This window comes from Oceanimonas baumannii (assembly GCF_002245495.1).
GTDB lineage: Bacteria > Pseudomonadota > Gammaproteobacteria > Enterobacterales > Aeromonadaceae > Oceanimonas > Oceanimonas baumannii.
In genome coordinates this window covers 134676-160234 of record NZ_NQJF01000001.1, presented here as the reverse complement: position 1 = coordinate 160234, position 25559 = coordinate 134676, and the positions used below count along the sequence as shown (strand labels likewise).

At 53.8% G+C, this 25559-nt stretch carries 21 protein-coding genes and 1 tRNA gene; 11 read left to right on the top strand and 11 right to left on the bottom strand.

Annotated elements, in window-relative coordinates; all coding sequences use genetic code 11:
• The first annotated feature begins 23 nt into the window (after window positions 1-23).
• The 3 genes from yciA to B6S09_RS00800 all read left to right on the top strand — a co-directional run bounded on the left by yciA (window position 24) and on the right by B6S09_RS00800 (window position 2501).
• Window positions 24-419: an acyl-CoA thioester hydrolase YciA gene (yciA, locus tag B6S09_RS00815; RefSeq protein WP_094276597.1), complete on the top strand. Its 396-nt coding sequence runs from the start codon at window positions 24-26 to the stop codon at window positions 417-419.
• On the top strand, window positions 400-1224 hold the full coding sequence (locus B6S09_RS00810) for an endonuclease/exonuclease/phosphatase family protein (protein WP_094276596.1): 825 nt from the start codon (window positions 400-402) through the stop codon (window positions 1222-1224). The genes yciA and B6S09_RS00810 overlap by 20 nt, the downstream gene beginning before the upstream one ends.
• Window positions 1225-2003: 779 nt before the next feature.
• Entirely contained in the window at window positions 2004-2501 is a 498-nt protein-coding gene (locus tag B6S09_RS00800; protein WP_208321659.1) for a sigma-70 family RNA polymerase sigma factor, read from the top strand.
• Window positions 2502-3049: 548 nt separating this feature from the next.
• Here B6S09_RS00800 and B6S09_RS00795 read toward each other — a convergent pair.
• From B6S09_RS00795 to dnaQ, 4 genes are all read right to left on the bottom strand, one after another.
• Entirely contained in the window at window positions 3050-5572 is a 2523-nt protein-coding gene (locus B6S09_RS00795) for a TonB-dependent siderophore receptor (protein WP_134113948.1), read from the bottom strand.
• A 528-nt stretch (window positions 5573-6100) separates the two neighbouring features.
• Window positions 6101-6177 (bottom strand) — tRNA-Asp (locus B6S09_RS00790).
• A 115-nt stretch (window positions 6178-6292) separates the two neighbouring features.
• Window positions 6293-7417 carry a choice-of-anchor X domain-containing protein gene (locus B6S09_RS00785; protein ID WP_094276593.1) on the bottom strand — a complete coding sequence of 375 codons (1125 nt, stop codon included), beginning with the start codon at window positions 7415-7417 and terminating at the stop codon, window positions 6293-6295.
• Window positions 7414-8148, bottom strand: coding sequence for a DNA polymerase III subunit epsilon (dnaQ, locus tag B6S09_RS00780; RefSeq protein WP_094276592.1), 735 nt, complete (start codon window positions 8146-8148; stop codon window positions 7414-7416). The genes B6S09_RS00785 and dnaQ overlap by 4 nt, the downstream gene beginning before the upstream one ends.
• A gap of 134 nt (window positions 8149-8282) precedes the next feature.
• Here dnaQ and rnhA point away from each other — a divergent pair, with 134 nt between their 5' ends.
• Window positions 8283-8750, top strand: a complete 468-nt coding sequence (gene rnhA / locus B6S09_RS00775; RefSeq protein WP_094276830.1) for a ribonuclease HI — start codon at window positions 8283-8285, stop codon at window positions 8748-8750.
• On the opposite strand, the gene B6S09_RS00770 is transcribed toward rnhA, so the two are convergent.
• Window positions 8738-9454: a class I SAM-dependent methyltransferase gene (locus tag B6S09_RS00770; protein ID WP_094276591.1), complete on the bottom strand. Its 717-nt coding sequence runs from the start codon at window positions 9452-9454 to the stop codon at window positions 8738-8740. The genes rnhA and B6S09_RS00770 overlap by 13 nt on opposite strands.
• A gap of 50 nt (window positions 9455-9504) precedes the next feature.
• Here B6S09_RS00770 and gloB point away from each other — a divergent pair, with 50 nt between their 5' ends.
• Both gloB and B6S09_RS00760 read left to right on the top strand, forming a co-directional pair.
• Window positions 9505-10272: a hydroxyacylglutathione hydrolase gene (gene gloB / locus B6S09_RS00765; protein WP_094276590.1), complete on the top strand. Its 768-nt coding sequence runs from the start codon at window positions 9505-9507 to the stop codon at window positions 10270-10272.
• 63 nt (window positions 10273-10335) lie between these two features.
• Window positions 10336-11706 (top strand): LysM peptidoglycan-binding domain-containing protein, encoded by a 1371-nt coding sequence (locus tag B6S09_RS00760; RefSeq protein ID WP_094276589.1) that lies wholly within the window; start codon window positions 10336-10338, stop codon window positions 11704-11706.
• Between the two features lie 86 nt (window positions 11707-11792).
• Here the strand turns inward: B6S09_RS00760 and B6S09_RS00755 are convergent, their stop codons facing one another.
• Complete coding sequence (locus tag B6S09_RS00755; protein ID WP_094276588.1) at window positions 11793-12944, bottom strand: patatin-like phospholipase family protein; 1152 nt, start codon at window positions 12942-12944, stop codon at window positions 11793-11795.
• A gap of 56 nt (window positions 12945-13000) precedes the next feature.
• The gene (locus B6S09_RS00750; protein WP_094276587.1) at window positions 13001-13837 is read right to left on the bottom strand and encodes a CvfB family protein; all 837 of its coding nucleotides are present in this window, start codon (window positions 13835-13837) and stop codon (window positions 13001-13003) included.
• A gap of 231 nt (window positions 13838-14068) precedes the next feature.
• Between B6S09_RS00750 and B6S09_RS00745 the strand changes: the two genes are divergently transcribed.
• Window positions 14069-15946 carry an SLC13 family permease gene (locus tag B6S09_RS00745; RefSeq protein ID WP_094276586.1) on the top strand — a complete coding sequence of 626 codons (1878 nt, stop codon included), beginning with the start codon at window positions 14069-14071 and terminating at the stop codon, window positions 15944-15946.
• A gap of 16 nt (window positions 15947-15962) precedes the next feature.
• Window positions 15963-16229, top strand: a complete 267-nt coding sequence (locus tag B6S09_RS00740) for a DUF3081 domain-containing protein (protein ID WP_094276585.1) — start codon at window positions 15963-15965, stop codon at window positions 16227-16229.
• A gap of 15 nt (window positions 16230-16244) precedes the next feature.
• Here B6S09_RS00740 and dbpA read toward each other — a convergent pair whose 3' ends face one another.
• The 3 genes from dbpA to glnD all read right to left on the bottom strand — a co-directional run bounded on the left by dbpA (window position 16245) and on the right by glnD (window position 21491).
• Window positions 16245-17624, bottom strand: coding sequence for an ATP-dependent RNA helicase DbpA (gene dbpA, locus B6S09_RS00735; RefSeq protein WP_094276584.1), 1380 nt, complete (start codon window positions 17622-17624; stop codon window positions 16245-16247).
• 153 nt (window positions 17625-17777) lie between these two features.
• On the bottom strand, window positions 17778-18809 hold the full coding sequence (gene dapD / locus B6S09_RS00730; RefSeq protein ID WP_094276583.1) for a 2,3,4,5-tetrahydropyridine-2,6-dicarboxylate N-succinyltransferase: 1032 nt from the start codon (window positions 18807-18809) through the stop codon (window positions 17778-17780).
• 51 nt (window positions 18810-18860) lie between these two features.
• Window positions 18861-21491, bottom strand: coding sequence for a bifunctional uridylyltransferase/uridylyl-removing protein GlnD (gene glnD / locus B6S09_RS00725; RefSeq protein WP_094276582.1), 2631 nt, complete (start codon window positions 21489-21491; stop codon window positions 18861-18863).
• A 109-nt stretch (window positions 21492-21600) separates the two neighbouring features.
• On the opposite strand from glnD, the gene B6S09_RS00720 reads away from it, so the two are divergent.
• Window positions 21601-22197 carry a YqaA family protein gene (locus B6S09_RS00720; protein WP_094276581.1) on the top strand — a complete coding sequence of 199 codons (597 nt, stop codon included), beginning with the start codon at window positions 21601-21603 and terminating at the stop codon, window positions 22195-22197.
• 59 nt (window positions 22198-22256) lie between these two features.
• On the opposite strand, the gene cspD is transcribed toward B6S09_RS00720, so the two are convergent.
• Entirely contained in the window at window positions 22257-22472 is a 216-nt protein-coding gene (gene cspD, locus B6S09_RS00715; protein WP_094276580.1) for a cold shock domain-containing protein CspD, read from the bottom strand.
• A gap of 331 nt (window positions 22473-22803) precedes the next feature.
• Between cspD and clpS the strand changes: the two genes are divergently transcribed.
• Window positions 22804-23121, top strand: a complete 318-nt coding sequence (gene clpS, locus B6S09_RS00710) for an ATP-dependent Clp protease adapter ClpS (protein WP_094276579.1) — start codon at window positions 22804-22806, stop codon at window positions 23119-23121.
• A gap of 48 nt (window positions 23122-23169) precedes the next feature.
• The gene (gene clpA, locus B6S09_RS00705; protein ID WP_094276578.1) at window positions 23170-25422 is read left to right on the top strand and encodes an ATP-dependent Clp protease ATP-binding subunit ClpA; all 2253 of its coding nucleotides are present in this window, start codon (window positions 23170-23172) and stop codon (window positions 25420-25422) included.
• Window positions 25423-25559: the final 137 nt, after the last annotated feature.

The window sequence follows — 25559 nt, the reverse complement described above, 5'->3', positions numbered from 1 at the left end:
TAAGAACCAAGAGTCAGTATTTAATGAGTGAATCCCGGAATCCGCAAGGCGATTTGTTGCTGCGCACCATGGCGATGCCAGCCGATACCAATGCCAATGGCGATATTTTTGGTGGCTGGATCATGTCTCAGATGGATTTGGGGGGCAGTCTGCTCGCTAACGAAATAGCCCATGGCCGGGTGTGCACCGTGGCTGTAGACAAAATGGTATTTGCCCGCCCGGTACAGGTGGGTGATGTTATCTGCTGTTATGGCGATCTGGTGAAAGTAGGGCGTACCTCCATCACCATTAAAGTCGAAGTCTGGGTGAAACCGGTATTAACACCGGAGAGCGGGCCGCGTTACCCGGTGGCCGGGGCCGAGTTTGTTTATGTGGCCATAGACGAAAACGGACGCCCCCGTGCCGTTAACGGTGACTAAGGGGCTGGTGCTGGCTGGCGCTCTTGCTCTTGCCGGCTGCCTCGAAGTGCCGGACCAGGCGTTGCTGAGTGAGCGCTTTACGCCTGCCGATGACTGTCTCTATCCCTCTTTGACGGCTTCCACGCCTTTGCCGGCGCAGTTTTCGTTGCTAAGCTGGAATATTTACAAGCAGCAGGGGGAATGGCAGCCGGAGCTCTCTCGCTGGATGGAAAACACGGACTTGCTGCTGTTGCAGGAAGCCAGCGGCCGGCAAGGCCTGTATCAGTGGCTGGCACAGCAGCAGCTGGACTGGTTTCAGGCCGCAGCCTTCAGCTGGCAGCAATTGCCCAACGGCGTGTTAACCGCAAGCCGCAGTCACGCCGCACAAGTATGTGCCGGACGCATGACAGAGCCGGCGACCCGTATTCCCAAATCCTTGTTATTCAGCCGTTACTCTCTGCAGGGATCAGCCGAACAACTGCTGGTTGTTAACCTGCATGCTGTCAATTTTTCACTGCGAGGACGCACCTATCAGGCGCAGCTCGACATGATCAGTAAGGCCATGGCCGGCCACCGTGGTCCTGTGATTGTGGCGGGTGACTTTAACCGCTGGAATGCCCGCCGGCAACAGCAGCTCAGTCGCTGGGCAGAGGCTGAAAACCTGACAGAAGCCATGCCTTCACCGGATGTGCGCACCCGTTTCTGGGGATATCCGCTGGACGCTATTTTCTACCGTGATCTTACCCTGATCCAGGCTCACAGTGTCGGCACCCACGCCTCTGATCACACACCGCTCAAGGCAACATTCAGTGCCGCTGCGTTTTAAACACGGCTGGCGTATCAGGCGGATACATTTGACTTGTGCCCGCCGGAAAATTGGATTCATCCGGGATAAAAAGCCGTATTGATAGTTGAACTCTTTGGCGAAGAAGACGGTTGTCTTTTTAATTTCTCTCGCTTCTCCTGACCGGGCGCTCTCTGGCAAACGAGATGCCGCTTATCCATTTTGCTATTACCTTCTGTCGCCGGCTGATGGCAATACTCAGCCGAACCGGGTGAGTAACTTGTTGGCGTATACATTCAGCCCTCTGGCGGCCTGGTTAACAGACTGCACGGATTCCACAGCGGATCCTTGAAGCTCAGTTAGGCAGGTATCAGTTGCCCCTTGAGTTAGCATGTGCATCCTCTTATGGGCTGATGACCCTGTGTATCCGGAGAACCAGACGACCACGTCATTGACATCCGCTTGCCTTCGGCCCTGTGAGCTGGATAACCGGTCATCCCACTTAACGTGAGCAGTGCTGCTCAAGATTGACTTGTCACATAGAAAATAAATGATAGTATTGCATTTAGAAATCATTATTATTTGCGTTTATGTTTTATGGCTTTGCCAAGCCATGCTGCACCTTATGTATGCATAGTACTACGCGTCGTAATTTCGGCACTATTTCAACTACCGGGTTAACCTACAGACGTTAATTTCCCGCTTTTTTGCGGAGTCTTTAAAACGTTACGGTAACTGAGAATATCGTGAAGCGTGGTTTAACTTACATGTACATCGAAAATTAAATTTACTTACAAATGGATAAAAGGGAACTGGCTTTTATGATGTCGCCAGGATACAAAGGCTGTTCATTTGCCTTTGAAGAGTTGTATGCAGATTACTACGGTTGGCTCAGCAGATGGCTGATATACCGGGTGGGATGCAGTGAACAAGCAGCAGACTTGGCGCAAGATACATTCATTCGTGTGTTGCGCCGCAATGAAGCGATAAATATCAGGGAGCCTCGTGCTTATTTAATAACAATAGCAAAGGGGCTGATAGCCAATGCTTATCGGCGTCAGGATATTGAACGTACATTTCTGTCCGCTCTTCAAGTGATTCCCAAGAGTGTATTCCCTTCAGAGGAAGAAAAATATCAATCACTTGAAACATTGTTGGGAATAGAGCGTTGTCTGCAGCAGCTGGATGAACCGGTTAGACAGGCATTTTTTCTTTTTCAGCTTGATGGGCTGTCTCAGAATGAAATAGCGACCAGACTCAATATTTCTCTGTCTACTGTAAAACGGTATATCAGTAAAGCATTATTGCTCCTGCCGTAACCAGCCGATATTTCGTGCTCAGAGATATAACTTTATTGCTGACTATTCAAGGAAAGGAAAAGGCATAGGGTATTCACCTGGTTGTATGAAACTTTCTCCTGAAGAAACCAATATCAGTTTTTCAGAGTGCTGATGGTGTCAGAGTATGGTGTTTTATGATGACGCCTTGATAGTGAAGGGTGGGGAGGTAAGGCGGACAAGAAAGTGAGATGATATTGGGATTGAAAATGAGCCGCTTTTTCTCACTACCAGCAGGGAAATGGTCATCTTTGATGACAGAGTTTTTGGTACTTTCCTTTTAAAGTGGCTGGAAAATAAATTAAGGGTGAATCCCGATAAATAACTTTTCTTCACAGCTGCTCTATTGTTTATTGAAAGTGTATAAGTAAGGTCGCTGGAGAGCGCGTTTGTTAATAAATGGCTAAACTTTATTGCAATGAATAGGCGTTTAATCACCTTTTGTAGGGGGGAGTAAGGTTTTAGTCTTATTTATTATATTGTTGCCTCCTTGCTGGTGGGGGCACCAGTAAGGAGGCTCAGTCAGGGCTTTAGAAATGGCGTTTAACGGAAAATGTCAGTGCGCGGGGGGCGTTTGGGGTAACCAAAAAGTTTCTGCTACCAGTTTCGGCACGGTTTTCATCGAACGCATTTTTCAGAAGAAGTGCGACTTCCCAGTCTTCATTGTCGTAATAAACGCCTGCATCTGCTTCAATGTAGGCAGGGACAACATTACTACTGAAACGGCGTTCACTTTCATAACGCAAACCAAGACCCAGCTTGAAATTATTTAAATCACCAGTCAATCGGTAACGATTCCATAAGGCAACACTGTGTTTGGGACTATTATCAGACTGTATGCCTTTGTCTGCTCCTTTAGTAAAGGCTGATCGAGTGAAAGCATAGTTAAGGCTTCCTGACCACTGGCTGTTTGGAGTAAATGTGAGATCGACTTCAACACCTTTAGAACGGAAGTTGGGGCCCTTTTCCTGAGTCAGCAGGCACCCTTCGATTCCATCGAGGTTGCAATCAAAGCTGGTTTTATTTTCACGATCGAGCTGGAAAGCAGTGACGGACGTGGTCAAGTTATTATCAAAGAAATCAGCCTTGAAGCCAACTTCATAGTTGTTGCCTTCGACCGGGACATAGTCGTCTGTGCCCAGACCATGATACTCATAACCATATTGCCCAATGTAACGCACGTTGAGCGGATCATAGGCATAGCTATACGTCGCGAAAACGTTGAAATCGTCGCTCAGCTTATAAAGCAGCCCTAAGTCCCAGATGAACTTGCTGTAGGAGTCTTCATACACTTTAACGAAGCTCAGCCGGCTGCTTCTGGAACGTACCTGATCCTGCTGAACATAAGACACCCCCGGGGTGATGACAAGATCACCGAAAGTAATACGATCTTTCAGGTATATGTTGATATCCTTGACCGATTTTGGCGTAATTTCATAGTTCAGAACATTGTCTGGTACCGGACCTGTAATCTGATCATTCGGGTTATTGACATCAACTTCGTTATGTTCAGACGACGAAGAGCTTTGGTAGTTACCGCCGTAGTCAGTACTGAAGTCCCGATAACTTCCTCCAAATAGTAAATGGTGAGAAAGCGGGCCGGTTGTGAACTGACCTTGCACTCCAATGTCTAGCAACTTGTAGCTATCATCGTTTTTATATCCGCGCCAACGTCTGTCTTGGGTCGGTGCACCGGCAAGCGGGTTTCTGGGGATACTCAGTTCCAGGGAGCGTTGCTCTGCTTCCGTTTCGCTGTAACGCAGTCGTGAAGACAGGGACCAGTCTTCGTTAAAATCATGCTGAAGAGTCAGGTCAGCATTAATGGTGGTGTTATTGTTGAAATCTTCGGGGCTGCCGTACTGATATTCCCGTTGTGTGGGGGTCCCATAGTCTTCATTCGAAGAGAAGTAGCCCTTTTCAAATACCTTGCCAACGCTGCCAGTGCCTGAAAAATTACGCTCGGCGTATTCGATGCGAGGAGTGATGCGTGTATTGTCTCCAATCAGGAATGTCATTGATGTATCAAGCAGCTTTTCGTCTACTTCCAAGCCTTTCTGGAAGAAGTCTCCCGATGGAGTGCGCTGAGCCATGACACGATAGAGCACATTATCGGAGAGCGGGCCTGTACTATCCAGGTTGAACGCCAGATGATTACGATCAAAGTAGCCAACATCACTGGAAATATAAGAGGTTCCATGTACTCCCAAGCTGGTGGACGCTTCAGCTTCCGGTTTTTTGGTGGTCAGGTTGATCATGCCACCGCCAATACCAGAGCCGTATAACAAGCCATCTTGCCCCCGGAGAAAGGCCACTGACTCAAGGTTATAGGTACTTGGCAGAATAGATCCGGTTCGCCCTCCATCTCCATCATTGACTCCCTGCAGTGTGCGCAGGCCGTCTATCAGTACGTTGTTATAGTCTGTTACTAAGCCACGTACCATCAGGGAGCCTGCTGCCGTATCGTTGTTACTGAAACCAGGTACATAGTCCAGGACCTGATCAACTGCTGTTGCATTCATTTCGCGCAATGCGCGCTCATCCAGTACAACAATTGAACGCCCCGTGTCTCTGATGCTGAGATCCATTTTTGTCGCAGTCTTGTTAACCTGGTCAAGACCTGCTCGTCCTTTGACCAACAGTTGATCAAGCACTGTTACATGGCTATCAAACATCAGGGGTTGCTGCCTGAGAATCAGGTAGCTGTCGCCGCTTTTTTCCGCGACAAAGCCAATGTTTTGCAATAGGCTGTCCAGTGCTTCTGGCAGGGTGAGCTGTCCGCGAACAGGACTATTTGTTAACCCGTCTAGTTCACTGGCCGTAAATACCAGATTGACGCCGTATTGCCGGCCTAAGGTAGTCAGGCTGGTTGTGAGAGGAGCCTCTGGAAGATTGACGATTTGTGATGTTTCGGTGGCGGCTAGCGCACTTTGCGGCATGAATGACAAGTTTAAGAGGGTCACGCCGATACCAAGATATTTTGAAGCAGTCGTCACGTGACGCGCTGTTTTCTCAATTTCTCTCCGAATGCAAAAGGCTAACTTCTTTTTCCGCACGAGTTTCTCCTGAACATTTTCTGCAACTTTTCCCTAATGCCCCTTAAGTTGAGAAAAAAGCTCAATGAAAATCATTATTATTTGATTCTGTTCGACAATAATGACCTTAAAATTACATGGTTATTTGTTATGTTATTGATTTTAAATCTTTAAAATTTCCTGGCATGCCAGGGTTGTGTGCTGGGGAGGGCATACTGTCCCCCTGATAGTAATAGATGAGAGGGATGGCGATACCTGTTTTCGGGTACAGAGAAAGGTAGTTAACAGCACCACTCCGGAGAAGGAGTAGGGCATGATTAAGATAAATTCATTGTCATACCGCTGATTTTAAAAAGAACTCACTTAAACTGTCTGTGATATTCGGGTAAATAGGCTACTTATAATCGTTCTGATTTGTGTCGGGAGTGGTCCAGAAAGAGCCCGGTTTGGACATGAGGGGTGACTTGACAGAATGTTGATGTGTGATTTTACTAACGACAGGAAAGCAAAAAGCCCTTAGCTATCAACTAGCTAAGGGCTTTTTAAATGTGGCGGAGCGGACGGGACTCGAACCCGCGACCCCCGGCGTGACAGGCCGGTATTCTAACCAACTGAACTACCGCTCCGGTGCTTGTCGCTGCAAGCGGGACGAATAATATGGCCGGCGGCCTGTTCCGTCAAGCACAAAAGTGTTTGTTTTAAACCGTCAGGTTGATTTTCATACACTGATGTTTAAAAACATCACTTTTGATGACCTTTTCTGCTGCGCCACCACCACACTCCGGCCACGGTGAGCATGAGCGCCAGCGCCGCAGAAGCCCACAGCCACCATTGTTGCCACAGAGGAAAAGAGGTGGCAGCCAGCGTGTGGTTTTCGTCCGGGCCAGGCAGGGGGGGCACTACCCGCACGACCTGATCTTTCAACTTGATCTGAATTTCGCGGCCGTCCATGGTGGTCACATATGCCCGGCCTCGCCAGCGGTAGTTGCCGGGCTGGAGGGCTGGCGGCAGGTCAATACTCCGGCCCTGGCCGGAAATGGCCACTGACTGCTCCAGCGGGTTAATCAGTTCACCGGTGATGGTCAGGCTGTCAACAAGTACATCGCTGTCTGTTTCGAATTCCAGCCGCCACTGGCGGGAAGAGTCGGGCGTGGTAAAACGGGCCCGCACCGGTTGCGGGTAGAGCAGCACTTTATTCTGAACATAGCGGGCCAGTACGCCGTTTGATATCTCCGCCTGAAACAGATAATTCCCCGGCAGGGCATCAAAAATGATTTCGGCAGTCATAATCCCGTCCCCGGGAAGGGTATCAGCACCGGTGCCGTCGTCTTTAAAAGTGCCAAGCTCCAGTGGTGCCAGGCTGAAGGCGTCTTTATCGGCGTTATTGTCTTCTGCATAAAGCAGCGCCTTCAGGCTTAGCCCATCAAGATAGTAATTGGCATCCAACGTGGTGTTTTTATAGGCCAGCTGACCATTCAGCTGAGTGACTTCATTCTGAAATACCCTGGTGGGCAGCGCATCCATCTGCAAATGGAACACGCTGAGCAGGGTAATGCCATGTTCACCGGCAATTTTGCCCGTGGCCTGCCAGGGGCCGGGCTGAGGTTTCCACAGGGTAATGACATCGCGCTCCGGGGTGGAAGCCCAGCTCACATTGTCGGGATGGCGCTGGTAATAAAGCTTGCTGCCGTCGGGTTTGATCAACACCACGGGCACCGAAGAGGATTCCCGTTCAATAAACAGCGTTACTTCCTTGATTGATGGATCAATCCGGAAGGTGTTGCTCAGCCAGCGGGCGTGCTGCTCTTTACCGAGCAGCGTAAAGGGGAGCAGCGTCAGAACAAAAAACAGGGTTTTTATCATCATGGGCGCCACAGGCAACTACCGCCTTTCTTTTCGATTAAATCCAGCCGGCTTTCATGCGCTTCCAGCTCGGCACCCTGAGCGCGAATAATTTTCAGCGGGGTCCGGCCGGATTGCAGGCGGCGTAGTTCACTACCATTGCTGCTGCGTTCACCGCCGTCACTGTATAAATTCAGCTTGGTCTGGCCGCCGGTCATTAACAGATAAACATCAGCCAGGATTTCCGCATCGAGCAAGGCCCCGTGCAGCGTCCGGTGGCTGTTATCGATGCCGTAACGATCGCACAGCACGTCCAGGTTATTACGTTTGCCCGGATAAAGCTGGCGTGCCAGAGCCAGGGTATCGGTTACCTTGCACAGCTCAGCCATGCGTTCGGGGCGACCCTGCAGCTCCATTTCATAATCAAGAAAGCCCACGTCGAAGGGGGCATTATGAGCCACCATCTCGGCACCGCGAATAAAGTCGAGAAATTCATCAACCTTGTCGGTAAAAAGCGGTTTATCGGCAAGAAAGTCATCAGTAATGCCATGAACCCGGATGGCTTCCTCATCGACCAGCCGATCCGGTTTGAGATACATATGCAGATGCCGGCCGGTTAAGCGCCGGTTCACCACTTCCACACAGCCAATTTCAATGACTCTGTGGCCGAGGTAATGCGGACCGGAGTCCATATTCATACCGGTGGTTTCGGTATCGAGAACCACCTGGCGCTGATAGCCAGATTCAGTGAGCACTGTTTTTATTCCTCCGGTAAATGCAGCTTGTCAGTATATCGCCTGTGCTGCGCCATGATAAGAGTACCTGCTGGCTCCATACCCTGAACTTATGGCAGACTCGGGGCTTACAGCTTTTATCTTACGGAAAAACAATAATGAAACAGGTTCAGCTATTTACCGATGGCTCCTGCCTTGGCAATCCGGGGCCGGGAGGCTATGGAGCCGTGCTCATTTACAAGCAGCACCGCAAAGAGCTGAGCGGTGGTTACAGCATGACCACCAACAATCGTATGGAACTGCTGGCTGCGATTGAAGGGCTGAAAGCACTGAGTCATCCTTGCGAGGTGGATTTAACCACCGACAGCCAATATGTACGTCAGGGGATCACGCAGTGGATAAAGGGCTGGAAGCGGAATAACTGGCGAACGGCGGCGAAAACGCCGGTAAAAAATGCGGATCTGTGGCAGCAGCTGGACGAGTTGTGCCAGCTGCACAAGGTGGAATGGCACTGGGTAAGAGGTCACACCGGCCATCCTGAAAACGAACGTTGTGACGATCTGGCCCGCGAAGCCGCGATGAATAGCAGTCAACATCAGGAAGACAGCGGTTACTCTTGCTGACGGGCCATTTCGGGTCTGGTTACCGGGGGGGCCACCGCTCGCTGCTCCCGGACCGGAGTAAGCGGAAAGCGGCGTTTGCGGGCCAGCAAAATATATACGGCGGCCGGGGAAGGACAAAACTGCGGACAGCGTTGTCGCTGCCAGTGGGCCAGCCAGGGCATCAGGCCGGTAAACCCGATGTAATCCCGCTTAATCACCTCAAATCCCAGCAGCTTCAGCCAGTCTTCTACCCGAGACGGTGCCACCATGGTGCGCCAGTGAGGCAGACGTTTGCGCCAGCCTGGCAGCCAGCGGGCAAGACCGGCACTGCCATAGGGATTAAATCCAGTCAGGATCAGCCAGCCATCATCGCGCAGGGCGGTTTCTGTTTCCCGCAGAATGGCATGAGGGTGTGCGCTGTATTCCAGCACATGAGCCAGCAAACAAGCGTCCAGGCTGCCCGGAGCAAAGGGCATGGCGGTGAGATCCCCCAGTAAATCAACGCCCTCCAGCTCTCTCTGAGCCATGACCACATCCTGGCGCAGCCGACTGCTCTTCAGCGACAAGGCGGCACTCAGAGCATCCACTTTCAGCAGGCTGAAGCCAAACAGACCCGGCCCCCATTCATCCAGCCGGTGCTGCAGTTGCTCGGCAATATAGCGACCCCGGGGCAGGCTGCTCCAGCTGTGCGGGGCCGGAATAACGGTGTGGCTGGCTGTGTCCATAATCCCTCTGGTAAGCTTTGGCTCTCAGGAATGCCAAGGATGTAATAACAATGAATGTAATATCGCTTCGTGCCTTTAACGATAACTATATCTGGCTGATAGGCAATGGTCATAAGGCGGCAGTGGTGGATCCGGGTGATGCCGCTCCGGTGCTGGCGGCATTGGCCGAACGTGAACTTGAGCTTGTGGCTATCTTGATTACCCACCACCATCAGGATCACACCGGCGGGGTGAGTCAACTGCTGGCGGCATATCCTGATGCCCAGGTGTTTGCCCCGGCCGGCGAGCGTATGCCGGCTCCCGCTGCCATTGCCGTACAGGAAGGTAGCAGGGTCTTGCTGCCGGAACTGGCACTGGATCTGACGGTGCTTGAGGTGCCCGGACATACATTGGGCCATATCGCCTATTACGGCAACGATCTGTTGTTTTGTGGCGATACCTTGTTCTCGGGGGGCTGTGGGCGTTTGTTTGAAGGTACGCCGGAGCAGATGCATCATTCACTGTCCCGCCTGGCTGCGCTGCCGGATCACACCCGGGTGTATTGTGCGCATGAGTATACGCAGTCAAACCTGGCCTTCTGTCATGCCGTCGAGCCGGACAACTCCCGGTTGCTGACTTATATGAAAGAAGTCGCGAAATGTCGTCAGCAAGACGTCCCCACGTTGCCATCAAGCATAGAGCGCGAAAAAGCCATCAATGTGTTTTTGCGGGTGGCACAGCCCGATGTCAGGGCGGCCGCCGAAATGTTTGCTTTAAGGGAGTTAAATGAAGAGCACGCGGTATTCGCTGCACTTAGACGCTGGAAAGACGATTTTTAACGAACTTGATTAAACTGCTCACAAAGCATACACTGGCCGCCGTTTTTTTGAGAAGCAGACACGATGATAAGACTTTGCCTTTTATCCGGTGCCTTGCTCCTGGCCGGTTGCCAGGCGGTATCCACCGATTCAACGCGCCAGACCCATGGTCATGGCGGTACTGAGCAAACAAGCAAGCGACTCTACCCCAAATCCGCAGACTACGCCTCACGCAAAGCCGCTGGCCGGGAAACCAGGCACTCGGCTGATGAGCGGCCGCAGGCTTCTGAGGCCGGTGCCAGTCAGCAGGATTTGTGGCAGTACATTGCTGACAGTATGGAACTAGAGATCCCGGTGGATCACCCCAGGGTTGTTGCTCAGCGTAACTGGTACCTGAAGCAACCCGAGTATATGAATTCCGTTACCGAACGTGCCAGACCGTTTCTCTATCTCATCAAGGAAGAGATAGAAAAACGGGACATGCCAATGGAGCTGGCCCTGCTGCCGGTAGTGGAAAGTACGTTTAACCCCACAGCGTATTCTCATGGCCATGCGGCCGGCCTGTGGCAGATGCTGCAAAGTACCGGTAAACACTTCGGTCTGCACTACGACAGCTGGTATGACGGCCGGTACGATGTTATGGCTTCCACCCGGGCTGCGCTTGACTATCTGGAATACCTGCACAAGTTCTTTGACGGTAACTGGGTTCATGCCCTGGCGGCGTATAATTCGGGTGAAGGCCGGGTGCAGCGTGCCATTCGTGCCAACGAGCGTCATGGCCAGGCCAACGATTACTGGTCTTTGTCTTTACCGAAAGAAACCCAGAATTATGTGCCCAAGCTGATGGCGCTGGCTGATATTCTTAAACGTCCGGGTCACTACGGCATGGCGGTACCGGTTATTCCCAACCGCCCGCAAGTGACTGCCGTGACGGTAGAAGGGCAGGTGGATCTGAACATGGCCGCCGATCTGGCCGGTGTCAGCCGCAGCCAGATAAAAGCGCTGAATCCGGCTTATAAACAAACGGCAACCTCGCCGCTGATTGATGCCGAAATTCTGGTGCCGGTACGTCATGCTCAAACCTTTGAGCTGGCCATGGCCGACTTGCCTGCCGAAGAGCGCATGAGCTACGCTCGCTACCGGGTAAAAGGCGGTGACAGTCTGGGTGTGATTGCCCGCCGTCATGGTACCCAGATCAGTGCCATCAAGCAGGCCAATAACCTGAGTGGCAATACCATTCGCATTGGCCAGACCCTGCTGGTGCCTGCCGTCAGTGCATCAGCATCTGCTGCAGCGCAACCCAGCACATATCTGGTGAAAGCCGGTGATTCACTGTCTGTGATAGCCAGCCGTTTCAGTGTCAGCATTGCCGATCTGCTGCGCTGGAATCAGCTCAGCAGTAAGCACATTCTGCGCACCGGCCAGACACTGATCGTGGCCGCCAACGCTGGCTGAACCACAGACGGGATTGATGCCCGGTACGCCTCATTCATAATGCTGAAGCCGCGGTTAAACCGCGGCTTTAATCTTAATGCCTTGTTCTAGCCCGTTTTTCTTATCGCTTCATCCAGCTCCAGAAACAGGCAGACTTCTTCCAGTCGTGCCCGGGTATCCTGATATCCCAGGTCAATCAGTTCCCGGCAATATTCCTGTTCAAACAGCAAAAAGCTGGCAAGTCCGGTGGCATCGCCGGCTTCTACCCCAAACAGACGCATTAAAGCACGAATATTCCATGGCAACCGGTGAAAGTGTTTATGGGTCAGTTCGTCCAGGTTTTTGCTGGGTTTCAGTACCAGGTTATCAATGTGGCGCAGTGACAGCTGCTCACGTTTTCGCTCCGGTATCAGGGCAATAGTGCTGTTAATACGTTGCAGACGTTCAATATCTGACGTGAGAGCATCGGTAAACACGGTGTCGAGCAAATGGCCGGCAATATCCGAACTGCTGGGGTTGCTGGGCAAATGAGCCGGGTCCAGCTCTTCATGGGCCAGGCTGACAATTAAAATACGGTTGGCGCCCAGATGGATGGCCGGACTTAGCGGATTCAGCTGGTGAATGGAGCCATCTCCATAAAAGTGATTCTGCAGCCGGCAGGGTTTAAACACAAAGGGCAGGGCACTGCTGGCCATTAAATGGGGGGTAGCAATAATGGAAGAACGGCCTGAACGGCCGGCTCTGGCCCAGGGTTCGTGGTAGGGCCGGCCCTGAAAAAAGGTGGTGGAGTCGCCGGTATTATAGTTGGAGGCGGTAATGGCCAGCACCTCCAGCGCCCCGTATAGCAGGTTGTTATCTATGCGCTGAAAATCGATCAGGGTTTCCAGTAATCGCTCCAGGGGGCTGTTATCGAACAGCGGCAAGGCAATTTGGGCTGGCTGACCCAAAGCCCCTTTGATCAGGCTTTTGACAGAATGTGCCGCTATCCGGCCCAGCTGCAGCCGCAACACCTTGCTGGTGTGCAGATGCCGCCATACATATTCCAGCTTGCGGACGCCAAGGTGAAAGCAAGAGGCATAACAGGCCAGTGCCGTGGCATTGATGGCACCGGCTGAGGTGCCGCACAGGACAGGAAAAGGGATGGCATGGCCTCTGGGGTAGCATTCGGCGATTGCCTTCAGTACTCCTACCTGATAGGCCGCCCGGGCACCGCCACCGGTCAGTACCAGGGCACAAGCGTTGCTGGCTTCCCGCTCCATGATAAACCTCCCTTTTTATCAGGTATCCGCGATGTTAACCGGAGGGCAGACTCATCCTAGTCTTTTGATGCCAGTCGGATCCCGGTCGCTTCAATCACAATTTTACCTTGCTTGTAGAGGCCCCCGATGGCCTTTTTAAAGGTACCTTTGCTGATGCCAAACTGGCGGTAGATGGTATCGGGATCGGTTTTATCACTGACCGGCAGGCTGCCACCGGCGGCCTCCAGCCGGGTCAGTACCTTGTCTGCCGCTTCGTCGGTTTTTCCCGGGCCGGGTTTGAACAGGGTCAGATCCAGTTTGCCGTCGCTGCGCTGCTGCTTGATATATCCGCGCAGGCTTTTACCCATGGGCAAACGTTCGGGCAGTTCCGACTTGAACAGCTGCCCCCAGAAGCGGCCATCAACGATGGCTTTCAGCCCCAGCGGGGTGCCGGCCACAATCAGCAGGCTGACTTCATCTCCGGCCTGGTAGTCCGGCGTGTCTTTGCTGAGAAACGGCTCCAGTTTGCTGGTCGCCACCATGCGACCTTCGTGATCCAGATAAAGGTATACCACATAGTGCCGCCCTGTTTGCATGGGGCTGGCCTGGTTGCGCTGAGGCACAAAAATGTCCTTTTTCATTCCCCAGTCCAGAAACGCCCCCAGACGGTTAACGGTGACCACCCTGAGGGAAGCAAACTGGTTTACCCGTCCCTTGGGTCTGTCTGTGGTGATCACCGGCTCCAGATCGGCATCCAGATAGATAAAAACATTGACGCTGTCGCCCGGCTGGCAGCCCGCAGGCAACTGGCTTTTGGGCAAAAACAGCTCGCCATAGTCGCTGCCGTCCAGCCAGCCACCCTTGTCGTCCAGTCGTAACAGGGGAAGGGAGTTGTTATCGCCAAGCTTTATCATGGAAGTCACCAATCGGTATAAAAGAGTGGGGATCTTAGCGTGCCAAAGGGGGAAAAACCATCTTTGGTGGTGATTCCTGACATGCCATATGGTTAAAATATAAACCTTAAAGTTCAATGGTTTATCAACTTTTTTATCTTCCCCGAGAAGAAAAGGCTGCTACACTCGAAAAATGCTGGTGATTGTGTAACCCCGTTTGAGCGGGATACCACCCCGGGAGAAACAACAGGTATGGATCAATCACAGATCACCATTCTTATTATTCTGGCCGCTACCATAGTGATGTTTATGTGGGGGCGCTGGCGTCACGATATGGTGGCGGCCGGAGCCCTGCTCGCCTGTATTTTCACCGGGCTGGTGCCCAGTGAGGTGGCCTTTGACAGCCTGGGACATCCGGCCGTGATTACCGTGGCCTGTGTACTGGTGCTGAGCAAGGGGCTGCAAAGTTCCGGTGCCGTGGATGTGCTGGCCCGAACCTGCTTACCAGCCCAGTCCGGTCCGGTGATGTCTATTGCCGCGCTGACTGCTCTGGGGGCGATTCTTTCTGCCTTTATGAACAATGTTGGCGCGCTGGCGCTGTTGATGCCAATCGCCCTGCAAATGGCCCGCCGTCAGCAATTACCTCCCGGTAAAATTCTGATGCCTCTGGCGTTTGGCACCATATTGGGGGGGATGACGACCCTGATTGGTACACCGCCCAACCTGATTGTTTCAGGTTTTCGTCAGGCCAGCGGCGGCGGCGGTTTCGGCATGTTTGACTACACGCCGGTCGGGCTGGCGGTGGCCATGCTGGGTATTGTCTTTATTGTGCTGATTGGCTGGCGTCTGGTACCGGCCCGCAAGCAGGCCGGTATGGAAGGGTTTGAATCGGGGGCTTACATTACCGAGGCCAGGGTGCCTGAAGGCAGTAAGGCGGAGGGGCTGACCCTGCGTGAATTGGAGCAGGCACTGACTGAGGCTGATGCCCAGGTACTGGGATTGGTGCGCAATTCGGTCCGGGTCATGCCGCCCAGTCCGCGCCGGCGTACCCGAGCCGGTGATATTCTGATGCTGGAAGCGGAAGCCGACGCCCTGTCTCAGGCTTTGTCGTCATTGGGGCTGAAACTGGAAGAAGACAGGGCCACCAAGGAAGCAGACAAGGAAAAGGAAGACAAAAAAGAAAAAAGCCGGGAAAGTGCCAAAAGCGAGGCCGACAATGAACCGGACTCGGGTGTTAAAGAAAGAAAAGATAAGCCCGATGCTGATACCTCCGATGAAATTGTCCTGATGGAGCTGGTGATTCTGCCCAGTTCGGAATTGCTGGGGCGGACCGCCAGGGGAATACAATTGCGCACCCGTTTTGGCGTGAACCTGCTGGCCGTATCCCGCCAGGGGCAGCGATCTTTCAAGCGCTTGCGGGCGCTGGCTTTTCGGGCCGGTGATTTGCTGCTGATGCAGGGCTCTCCTGAGCTGGTGGCGGAGTTTGCGTCGAGCACCGGCTGTGTTCCTCTTGCTGAGCGGGAGTTGCGTATTCCCGATAAGAAAAAAGCGCTGGTCGCCGGCGTGATCATGGCGGCATCGGTCACGGTGGCGGCGTTGGGGTGGTTGTCAGCGGCGGTTGCCTTTGCCAGTGGCGTACTGGCCTCCATGGTATTTCGCACAGTACCTCCCCGGTCGGTATATAACGCGGTGGACTGGCCGGTCGTGGTGTTGCTGGCGGCACTGATCCCGGTGGCAGAGGTGATGGAAACCACCGGAACTGCCAGTCTGCTGGCAGCCTGGCTGCTGGATGGTGTTGCTCAGGGCAGTGCCCTGGTAGCGCTGGCCTTGATCCTGGTGGTGACCATGACCTTGTCTGATGTCATGAATAATGCGGCTACCGCGGCGGTGATGTGCCCGATTGCCCTGGGCACGGCTAATCAGCTGGGAGTGAACGCCGATCCTTTTTTAATGGCGGTGGCCATTGGGGGCTCCTGTGCATTTCTGACCCCCATTGGCCACCAGAATAATACCCTTATTCTGGGGCCGGGCGGTTTTCGGTTTGGTGACTATTGGCGCATGGGGTTGCCGCTGGAGTTATTGGTGGTGGCCGTCAGCTTACCCATGCTATTGTGGGTATGGCCGCTTTAACACAGAGGAAAAATCAATGCAAAATGAACTGGATAACCGCATTATTCTCGAAGTGTTCGACAAAATCCGGCGTTTTGGTGAGCCTTATGAAGAGGGCCACATGCTGGAAGGCATTGTGGCCAAAAGTGATTTTGATGGTTACAGCGTGTTGCTGGAAGGCAGTGGCGTTAAGTTACAGCTGAACTTTCATCAAAGTTATCACTTTGACTACGCCACCGGTGCGTTAAAAGACCAGTTTATGGCCAAGATTGATTACATTCACCATCATTTTAACGAGTCGTAGTCCTGTTACTGAGCGTTAGCCCAGCCGGCTGACCCGCACGCTGCGGCCTTTGATCTTGCCTTGTTGCAGGTGCTTCAGTGCCTGCCTGGCCACATCTTTGTGGATGGCCACATAAGACTGCATGTCGGTGATGTCGATTTTGCCGACTTGCTCACCATTGATGCCGGCATCACGGGTCAGGGCACCGAGAATATCGCCGGCGCGGATCTTGGTCTTCCGGCCGCCGGCAATGTTCAGGGTAACCATATCGGGGCTGCGGGGCAGCGCTGCCGCATCGAGCGAGCTCAGGTCTCCATGGGCCATGGGCGTGCGCTGATACTCTTCAATCATGTTCACCCGGTATGCTTCTTTTGCACTGTAAAGGCTGAGAGCCAGGCCCTGATGACCGGCACGACCGGTACGGCCAATGCGGTGCACATGTACCTGAGGATCCTGAGTGACCTCATAATTGATGACGGCCTCCAGCTCGTGAATATCCAGTCCCCGGGCAGCAACGTCCGTTGCGACCAGAATATTGGCACTGCCATTGGCAAAGCGCACCAGTACCTGATCCCGCTCTCTTTGTTCCAGATCACCGTTCAGGGCCAGGGCGGCAAAGCCCTGGCTGTTAAGATGATCGGCCACCTCCTGACAGGCCCGTTTGGTATTACAGAACACCACCGCGGAGGCGGGAGCATAATGAGCCAGCAGAGTCGAGAGCGCGGTTTTACGTTGCTCCGGGGTTACCTCAAACAACAACTCCACGATATTTCCGCCGTTTTGCTCGTCGGCCACAGAGATGGAGGCTGGCTGGTTCTGTAACCCCCGGCTGAGCTCGTTGATTTCCGTCGGATAGGTAGCAGAAAACAGCAGGGTCTGGCGTTCCTTGGGGGCAAAGGCGACGACCTTTTGAATGTCTTCGGCAAAGCCCATATCGAGCATACGATCCGCTTCATCCAGCACCAGTGTGTTGAGTGCGTCCAGCGTCAGGGTTTCTTGTTGCAGGTGCTTGAGAATGCGGCCGGGGGTGCCAACCACGATATGAGCACCAAATTGCAGAGTGGCGGTTTGTGCCGAGGTCGGAGAGCCACCGCATAAGGCGACCAGCTTTACATTTTGCATGGTTCTGGCCAGTTTGCGCAGCTCTCTGGCCACCTGATCCGCCAGCTCCCGGGTAGGGCATAAGACCATGGCCTGCACCCGGTTGTGTTGGGTATTCAGGCGCATTAACAGACCCAGGCCAAAGGCCAGGGTTTTGCCGCTGCCGGTACTGGCCTGTGCGATTACATCCTTGCCGGCCAGCACCAGAGGCAGGCCCTGGGCCTGAATGGGGGTCATCCGGGTAAAATTCAGGCTGGCGAGGTTGTCAAGCAGGGCGGGAGACAGTGGCAGCGTGGAGAAATCAGTATTGGTCACAAAAGGCTCTGTTGTATTAAGGGTGAAAAAGGCCAAAGCGGCGGGCACGCATCATAACAGAATTATATTCAGGTTGATGTTTTTATAGACGCCTGCATAAAAAAGCGGCGCTGTTATTAACAGCACCGCTTTTATTTCCATAATAAAGAACGCTTAGTTGTGCTTGTGCAGCTCGGCGTTCAGTTCAATGGCAGACTTGTTGGTTTTTACTTCAATGCGTCCGGTCTGGGAGTTGCGACGGAACAGCAGATCCGGTTTGCCGGCCAGATCGGCTGCTTTTACCGTCTGAACTTCATTGTTCTGATCATCCAGTACGCTGACCTTGGCACCGGCAGTGATATACAGGCCGGACTCGATGGTGCAGCGATCTCCCAGCGGAATGCCGAGGCCGGCATTGGCACCCAGCAGGCTGCCTTCGCCCACGGAGATAACGATGTTACCGCCACCGGACAGGGTGCCCATGGTGGAGCAGCCACCGCCCAGATCGGAACCGTTGCCGACAACGACACCGGCAGAGATGCGGCCTTCCACCATGCTTACGCCCAGGGTTCCGGCGTTAAAGTTGATGAAACCTTCGTGCATCACTGTGGTTCCTTCGCCCACATGAGCGCCCAGACGAATGCGGGAAGCGTCGCCGATACGTACGCCGGCAGGCACAACGTAATCGGTCATTTTGGGGAACTTGTCTACGGAGTTCACACTGATGGTATGTCCTTTGGCACGGGCCTGCAGCTGGCGTCTGGCCAGCTCGTCCACGGCAATCGCTCCTTCGCTGGTCCAGGCCACGTTGGGCAGAAGACCAAACATGCCGGACAGATCCAGCCCATGGGGCTTGACCAGGCGATGAGACAGCAGCGCCAGCTTGAGGTATACCTCGGCGGTGCTGGCGGGAGCACTGTCTGTTTCCAGAATGGTGACCACCAACGGCTGAGCGGTGCCCTCCAGGATGTCCGCAATATCGGCCTGCTCATTGGCATCAACAGACAAAAAAGCGGTTTTCAGTTCGCTGAGTTGAGCGGCGTTGATCTCAATGGCTGCATTACCGCCTTCGTAGCCCAGTTTGCCGGCAACGGCCTTGAGCAGTGCCTCATCGGCGTTCAGCAGCGGCTGGTTGTAATAAACCTCCAGCCAGTCTCCCTTGGCGGACTTGGTGCCCACACCCAGACCGAAAGCAAAGTTTGCCATGGTGTTCACTCCGTTAATTTTTAGCTGTTCCTGATATTGATGCACCTTTTATCACATTTTGTCTCTTTGTTTGAGTTCATCCACCAACTTTTCTCGTAATTGCTGCTGCTCCTGCTCAGTTAGTGGGCAATTCTGAGCATTGGTCAGGCTGAAAAAGTCTTCCACCCGCTCGCCGATGGTGGTGATTTTGGCGGCGTGCAGATTCAGACTCAGCCGGCTGAAAACGGCACCGATACGGGCCAGAAGACCGGGGGTGTCGAGCGCTACCAGTTCCATCAGGGTACGTTTGCTGGGACGGGCCGGCTGCAGAAAGTGAACCTGGGTGGGGACATAAAATTCACGGTGACGGCGGGAAGGGGGCCTGGCACGAATGACCGGTGCCAGGCTACTGGCCAGGGCGTCGGCCAGATCCCGGCAAAGATCAGTCAGCCGGTCGCCACTGACCGGTTGACCATCGGGCTCCAGCACAATAAAGGTGTCCAGTGCATAGCCGTCTTTTGAGGTCATGATCTGGGCGTCATGAATATTCAGGTTCTTTTGATCCAGTGCTGCCGCCACCCGGCCGAACAGGTTGGGGGAGTCGGGGCTGTAAATAAACAGCTCGCTGCCGCCCCGGCCAGGCTGCTGGCTGATCTGCACCAGCGGATGTTCTTCTTTTGCATGAGCCAGAATATGACGGCTGTGCCAGGCGATTTGCTCGGGAGTGTGGCGCAGAAAATAATCTGCAGGAAACCGGGTCCAGAGGGATTTGACCTGTTCGTAAGATGTATCCAGATGATCCAGCAGACGGCGGGCCTGCTGCTGGTTTTCCCGAATGCGCAGGCGAAGATCCGGTGGGTTTTCCAGTCCCCGTCGTAATGCTTTCTGAGTAGAGAAGTAGAGATCGCGCAACAGGCTTCCTTTCCAGTCATTCCACAGCGTATCGTTGGTGGCACAAATATCGGCTACTGTCAGGCAATAGAGAAAATCAAGATGCAGCTCATCCCGTACCTGAGTGGCAAATTCACGAATAACGTCCGGATCGTGTATATCCCGGCGCTGGGCAGTGACCGACATCAGCAGATGCTGGCGTACCAGCCAGGACACCAGGCGGGCATCGGAGCGATCCAGCCCGTGCGCCATGCAGAATGCCAGCGCATCGTCGGCCCCCAGAGTGGAGTGGTCACCGCCCCGGCCTTTGGCTATGTCATGAAACAGGCCGGCGAGCAGTAACAGTTCGGGTTTGCGTAACCGGTTGCTGATGTTATGACACAGCGGGTGCCGGCGCTGGCTACCGGGCTCGCGGAAGCCGTTGATGTTTTTCAGGACGCGATAGGTGTGTTCATCTACCGGGTAGGCATGAAACATATCGAACTGCATCTGGCCCACAATCTTGCTCCATTGCGGAAAATAAGCGGCCAGTACGCCATAGCGATGCATCAGGGGCAGGGCCAGGCGGCCGCTGCCGGGATGACGTAACAGCATCATAAACAGACGGCGGCAGTCGGCCCGTTCGCATAAAAAAATGTGCTGGGTCCGGCGGGCTTCGCGTAACTCGCGCAGGGTGCTGGAATAGATGCCGGTGATCTGCGGGCAGGCGGCAATTTGATAAAACAACCGTAATATTGCGGCCGGCTCGTGCATAAACAGTTCGGGATCGGCCAGATCGATCAGCCGGCCACGCAGACGGAACTCCGGTGTGAGGGTTTTTACATCCATGGCAATGTGCCCGAGAATGGCTTCGTCAAACAGCTGTAACAGCAGTTCGTTCAGTTCGGCCACCCGGCGTACCGTCTGATAATAACGCTTCATCATGTATTCGATGGGCTGATTACCTTCACCGGCATAGCCCAGCGCCATGGCCACGGCCCGTTGGCGATCAAACAACAGGCGGTTATCGGCCCTGCCGGTCACGGTGTGCAGGGCAAAACGCAGTTTCCACAGAAAGTTCTGACAGTCCTGCAACTCGTCGAATTCTGCATCACTGAGAAAACCATGACTGGCCATCTCACCCAGGGTTGTGGCGCCGAAGTGCCGCCGGGCTACCCAGCTGATGGTCTGAATATCCCGCAGTCCACCGGGGCTGTTCTTAATATCCGGCTCCAGCTTGTAGCTGCTGTCGTGAAACTGGCGGTGACGCTGCTCTTGTTCGCTGCGTTTGGCTTCAAAAAATGCCTGACTGGGCCAGAACCGATCCGGTGCCGTGGCCTGTGAGAGATCGGCAAAGGTGTCGTAGCAACCTGTGATCAGCCTGGCTTCAATCAGATTGGTGGCCACGGTAATGTCGTGCTCGCCCTGTGTCACACACTCGGCGACGGTACGTACGCTGTGGCCGACTTCCAGGTGCAGATCCCACAGCTGAGTGACAAAATGTCCGATGCGCTCGTTGAACGCTTCATGGTGCCGGTGCCGGCTCAGCACCAGTAAATCGATATCGGAGCAAGGGTGCAGCTCGCCCCGACCATAGCCCCCGACGGCGACCAGAGCCAACTCATTCTGCTGTGCCAGACCATGGCGGGCCCACAGCCCGGTGAGCAGCTGATCCATATGCTGGGAACGCAGACAGACCAGTTCATTGATATCGTCTCCGGCTTCAAAGCGCTGTTCCAGCCAGCTTTGCAGGCGGGAAAGTATTTCCTTGCAGCGTGAAATGGTAAGTTCATCAGGGGATAACAGGGCTGGGGCGAGCAGGTTGGCGTCCATGGGCTGGGTCCACGTTAAGTGTCAGTCTTTAACTTAACAAAGCCCACCGCCGGGGAAAAGCCGCCAGAACTCTGGCACACTGAAACATTTACAGACAGGGAGCCGGATGATGAGTGATATGCAAATGCAGTTACCGGGCTGGCTGCAGAAGTTTACCGGCTCTCGCCGGTTACTGCCGGTGGTGTTTGTGGCCTCTATGCTGGAGGCCGTGATTGTGCCCATTCCTCTGGAGTTATTGCTGATCCCGCTGTTCTTAATTGAGCAACGGCGCTTGTGGCAACTGGCGGCTGCCGCCCTGGCCGGCTGCCTGGCCGGTGCCCTGGCAGGGTATGGCCTTGGGGCCTGGCTGTTCGACAGCCTGGGAGTGGGGATTTTGCAGTTTGCCGGTGGGCAGGATGCGTTTGATACCTTCAGTGACACGCTGAAGCAGGATGGCTTTATGGCCATCGTGATGGTGGGAATTACCCCGGTGCCGTTTCAGGTCGCCATGCTGGCTGCCGGCGCGGTGGGTTATTCACTCTGGTTGTTTATGCTGGCATCGGCCATTGGCCGGGGCGTTCGTTATTTCGGGCTGGCGCTGCTGGTCCGGCTGACCGGAAAACGGGCCCTGTTGTTGTGGCAGCAGCATGCCAGAACGCTGGGTGTTGCCCTGTTGGGGCTGGCCCTGTTGGGATATGGCGTTAGTTACTGGCTGAATTCCCTATAACGAAGAAGAGGCGCAGTTGCGCCCCTTCTTACTGGGAAATGGTGTGCTTCCCGTGCTTATTATATAGGCTGTCCATCGGGTACTATGCTCACGGCATGGTTACCCTTAGGGCCTTTTTGTATTTCGTATCGAACGACCTGGCCCGCTTTCAGGGTACGGTATCCGTCCATCTGAATAGTGGAAAAATGTGCAAACACATCTTCTCCTCCTTCAGTCGGGCAGATAAAACCAAACCCTTTCGCGTTATTAAACCACTTAACCGTTCCGGTTGTCATAGTGTGCATCCTTTTACTCAAACATCCTAAACAACATTGAGAAAATGGCAGTGGCCCATTATAAATACAGCGCTTTTTCGCCGGATGCGGCCATACAATTAAGTTTCATTCGAAGCTTAATTGACTGCCAGCTATCCACTCTAGAGCAACCGGAGTGGGAGTCAAGTGTTGCATGAATGAAGCGCGGCGCTTCAATGCAAAACCCAAGGCCTGCAAGGCATCATGGTTGACAGGCTCGGTACAGTCGGTAGGGTGGAATCAAGGGCAATGAAAAAGCGACCGTTACGCTACTCCGGTAGCAGGAATCAATCCCGTGATTTAGAGTAATGATATGGGCAGGAGAACACAGCATACCCTTGATGACAAACTGAAAGAGGCGGAAGAAACAGCGCTGCAGCCCCCTCCTATGTATAAAGTCATCCTGAACAATGACGACTACACACCCATGGATTTTGTTGTAGAAGTGTTGCAGAAATTTTTTTCCATGGACATGGACAGAGCCACCGAGGTGATGTTATCGGTTCATTATCAGGGCAAAGGAGTATGCGGAGAATTTACCGCAGAGATTGCAGAAACCAAGGTTGCGCAAGTGAACAAGTTTGCCCGTACGCACGAACACCCGCTGTTGTGCACCATGGAGCAGGCGTGAAGATAACCTGTAGTCAGGGGTTATCGAGGTTTTTTAGGGGAGGTGCCTATGTTGAACAAAGATCTTGAGAGCACACTGAACGATGCCTTCAACGAAGCCCGTCGCTCTCGCCACGAGTTCATGACGGTGGAGCACCTGTTGCTGGCCCTGCTTGAAAACCCGGCCGCACGGGAAGCATTAATGGCTTGTGGTGCGGATCTGGAGCAACTGAAGCGTGAAACTCACAGCTTTATTGAGCAGACCACACCGCTTATTCCTGTGGGTGACGATGAAATTGAAACCCAGCCGACGCTGGGCTTCCAGCGGGTGCTGCAGAGGGCCGTATTCCATGTTCAGTCCTCTGGTAATGCCGAAGTGACCGGGGCCAATGTGCTGGTGGCCATTTTCAGTGAGCAGGAGTCGCAGGCGGCTTATCTGCTTAAAAAAGTCGGTGTGGGGCGGCTTGATGTAGTCAACTTTTTGTCTCATGGCATTCGCAAGGATGGCGAGCAGGAAGATGCTCCTGCGTCACAGCAGGAAGAGCAAAATGATGAAGCGGCCACCAATCAGACCGAAGGCTTTGTCATTAATCTGAACCAGTGGGTAAAAGATGGACGTATCGATCCGCTGATCGGCCGGGATCAGGAAGTAAACCGTACCATTCAGGTGTTATGCCGCCGGCGCAAGAATAACCCCTTGCTGGTGGGCGAGGCCGGGGTAGGGAAAACCGCCATCGCCGAGGGCCTGGCGTACCGTATCGTGCACGACGACGTTCCGGAGATCATTGCCGGCAGCACTATCTACTCCCTGGATATGGGGTCGTTGCTGGCAGGCACCAAGTATCGTGGTGACTTTGAAAAACGTTTCAAGGCGGTACTTAAGCAGTTCGAAAAGCAGAAGGGTGCCATTCTGTTTATCGACGAAATCCACACCATTATCGGTGCCGGAGCCGCTTCCGGTGGCCAGCTCGATGCAGCCAACCTGCTCAAGCCTTTGCTGTCGGGAGGGCAAATCCGTTGCGTGGGCTCTACCACCTATCAGGAATACAGCCAGATATTTGAGAAAGACAGGGCTTTGGCCCGGCGTTTCCAGAAAATAGATATTCTGGAGCCGTCCGTGGACGATACCGCCAGGATCCTGCAGGGGCTGAAAAGCCGTTATGAATCGCACCATGATGTGCGCTACACCAGCAAGGCATTGCGGGCGGCCGCCGAGTTGTCGGCCAAATACATTAATGACCGCCACCTGCCCGACAAGGCCATTGATGTGATCGACGAGGCCGGCGCGCAAATTCGCATGCTGCCGCCTTCCAGACGTAAAAAGACAATTGGCGTGAGCGATATTGAAGCCATTGTGGCCAAAATTGCCCGTATTCCCGAGAAGTCGGTCTCCAGCACCGACAAGGAAGCGCTGAAGAATCTGGAGTCCAACCTGAAAATGGTAGTGTTCGGTCAGGATAAGGCCATTTCGGTGCTGACCGATGCCATTCAGTTAACCCGTGCCGGGCTGGGCAACGAGAAGCGGCCCATTGGCTCCTTCCTGTTTGCCGGACCTACCGGGGTGGGAAAAACCGAGGTGACTCAGCAGCTGGCGCGTATTCTCGGCATTGAACTGATCCGCTTTGATATGTCTGAATATATGGAAGCCCATACGGTATCCCGTCTTATTGGTGCTCCGCCGGGCTATGTGGGCTTTGATCAGGGCGGTTTGCTGACCGATGCCGTGATCAAGCATCCTCATGCGGTGCTGCTGCTTGATGAGATGGAAAAAGCCCATCCGGATGTGTTCAATATTCTGCTGCAGGTGATGGATAACGGTACCCTGACTGATAATAACGGACGCAAGGCGGACTTCCGTAATGTGATTCTGGTCATGACCACTAACGCCGGTGTGCAGGAAACCGTGCGCAAATCTATCGGTTTTCAGCAACAGGACCACAGTCATGATGCCATGACCGAAATTAACCGCACCTTTGCGCCCGAGTTTCGCAACCGGCTGGATCATATCATCTGGTTCAACCACCTTGATATTGACATCATTCACCGGGTGGTAGACAAGTTTATTGTTGAACTGCAGGCGCAGCTGGATGCCAAGGGAGTGTCGCTGGAGGTCAGCGAGACGGCTCGTCACTGGCTGGCAGAAAAAGGTTATGACAAGTCAATGGGAGCCCGTCCGATGGGGCGTGTGATTCAGGAGCAACTGAAAAAGCCGCTGGCCAGCGAATTGCTGTTCGGTGAGCTGGTGGGCGGCGGTTCGGTACGGGTCAGTCTGAAAGACGATGACCTGCACTTCGAGTTCCAGTCGGAAGCATCCATGGCATAACCCGCGAGCCGGGGCAGATCATTTGCTGCATGCCCGGTGCCGTTCAGGCACCGGGCATTTTTATTGCAACAAAATGAAGCAGTGCCTGGCGATGGAGGGCGAGAGCTCGCCCCTGGCTGTAAAGCCTGTTGCCTTAA

Coding starts and splice junctions, on each gene's coding strand:
- gloB (WP_094276590.1), top strand. CDS start 9,505: ATGAATGTAATATCGCTTCGTGCCTTTAACGATAACTATATCTGGCTG.
- cspD (WP_094276580.1), bottom strand. CDS start 22,472: ATGACAACCGGAACGGTTAAGTGGTTTAATAACGCGAAAGGGTTTGGT.
- B6S09_RS00745 (WP_094276586.1), top strand. CDS start 14,069: ATGGATCAATCACAGATCACCATTCTTATTATTCTGGCCGCTACCATA.
- dapD (WP_094276583.1), bottom strand. CDS start 18,809: ATGGCAAACTTTGCTTTCGGTCTGGGTGTGGGCACCAAGTCCGCCAAG.
- clpS (WP_094276579.1), top strand. CDS start 22,804: ATGGGCAGGAGAACACAGCATACCCTTGATGACAAACTGAAAGAGGCG.
- clpA (WP_094276578.1), top strand. CDS start 23,170: ATGTTGAACAAAGATCTTGAGAGCACACTGAACGATGCCTTCAACGAA.
- B6S09_RS00740 (WP_094276585.1), top strand. CDS start 15,963: ATGCAAAATGAACTGGATAACCGCATTATTCTCGAAGTGTTCGACAAA.
- B6S09_RS00720 (WP_094276581.1), top strand. CDS start 21,601: ATGAGTGATATGCAAATGCAGTTACCGGGCTGGCTGCAGAAGTTTACC.
- B6S09_RS00770 (WP_094276591.1), bottom strand. CDS start 9,454: ATGGACACAGCCAGCCACACCGTTATTCCGGCCCCGCACAGCTGGAGC.
- B6S09_RS00755 (WP_094276588.1), bottom strand. CDS start 12,944: ATGGAGCGGGAAGCCAGCAACGCTTGTGCCCTGGTACTGACCGGTGGC.
- yciA (WP_094276597.1), top strand. CDS start 24: ATGAGTGAATCCCGGAATCCGCAAGGCGATTTGTTGCTGCGCACCATG.
- B6S09_RS00760 (WP_094276589.1), top strand. CDS start 10,336: ATGATAAGACTTTGCCTTTTATCCGGTGCCTTGCTCCTGGCCGGTTGC.
- B6S09_RS00785 (WP_094276593.1), bottom strand. CDS start 7,417: ATGATGATAAAAACCCTGTTTTTTGTTCTGACGCTGCTCCCCTTTACG.
- B6S09_RS00750 (WP_094276587.1), bottom strand. CDS start 13,837: ATGATAAAGCTTGGCGATAACAACTCCCTTCCCCTGTTACGACTGGAC.
- B6S09_RS00800 (WP_208321659.1), top strand. CDS start 2,004: ATGATGTCGCCAGGATACAAAGGCTGTTCATTTGCCTTTGAAGAGTTG.
- glnD (WP_094276582.1), bottom strand. CDS start 21,491: ATGGACGCCAACCTGCTCGCCCCAGCCCTGTTATCCCCTGATGAACTT.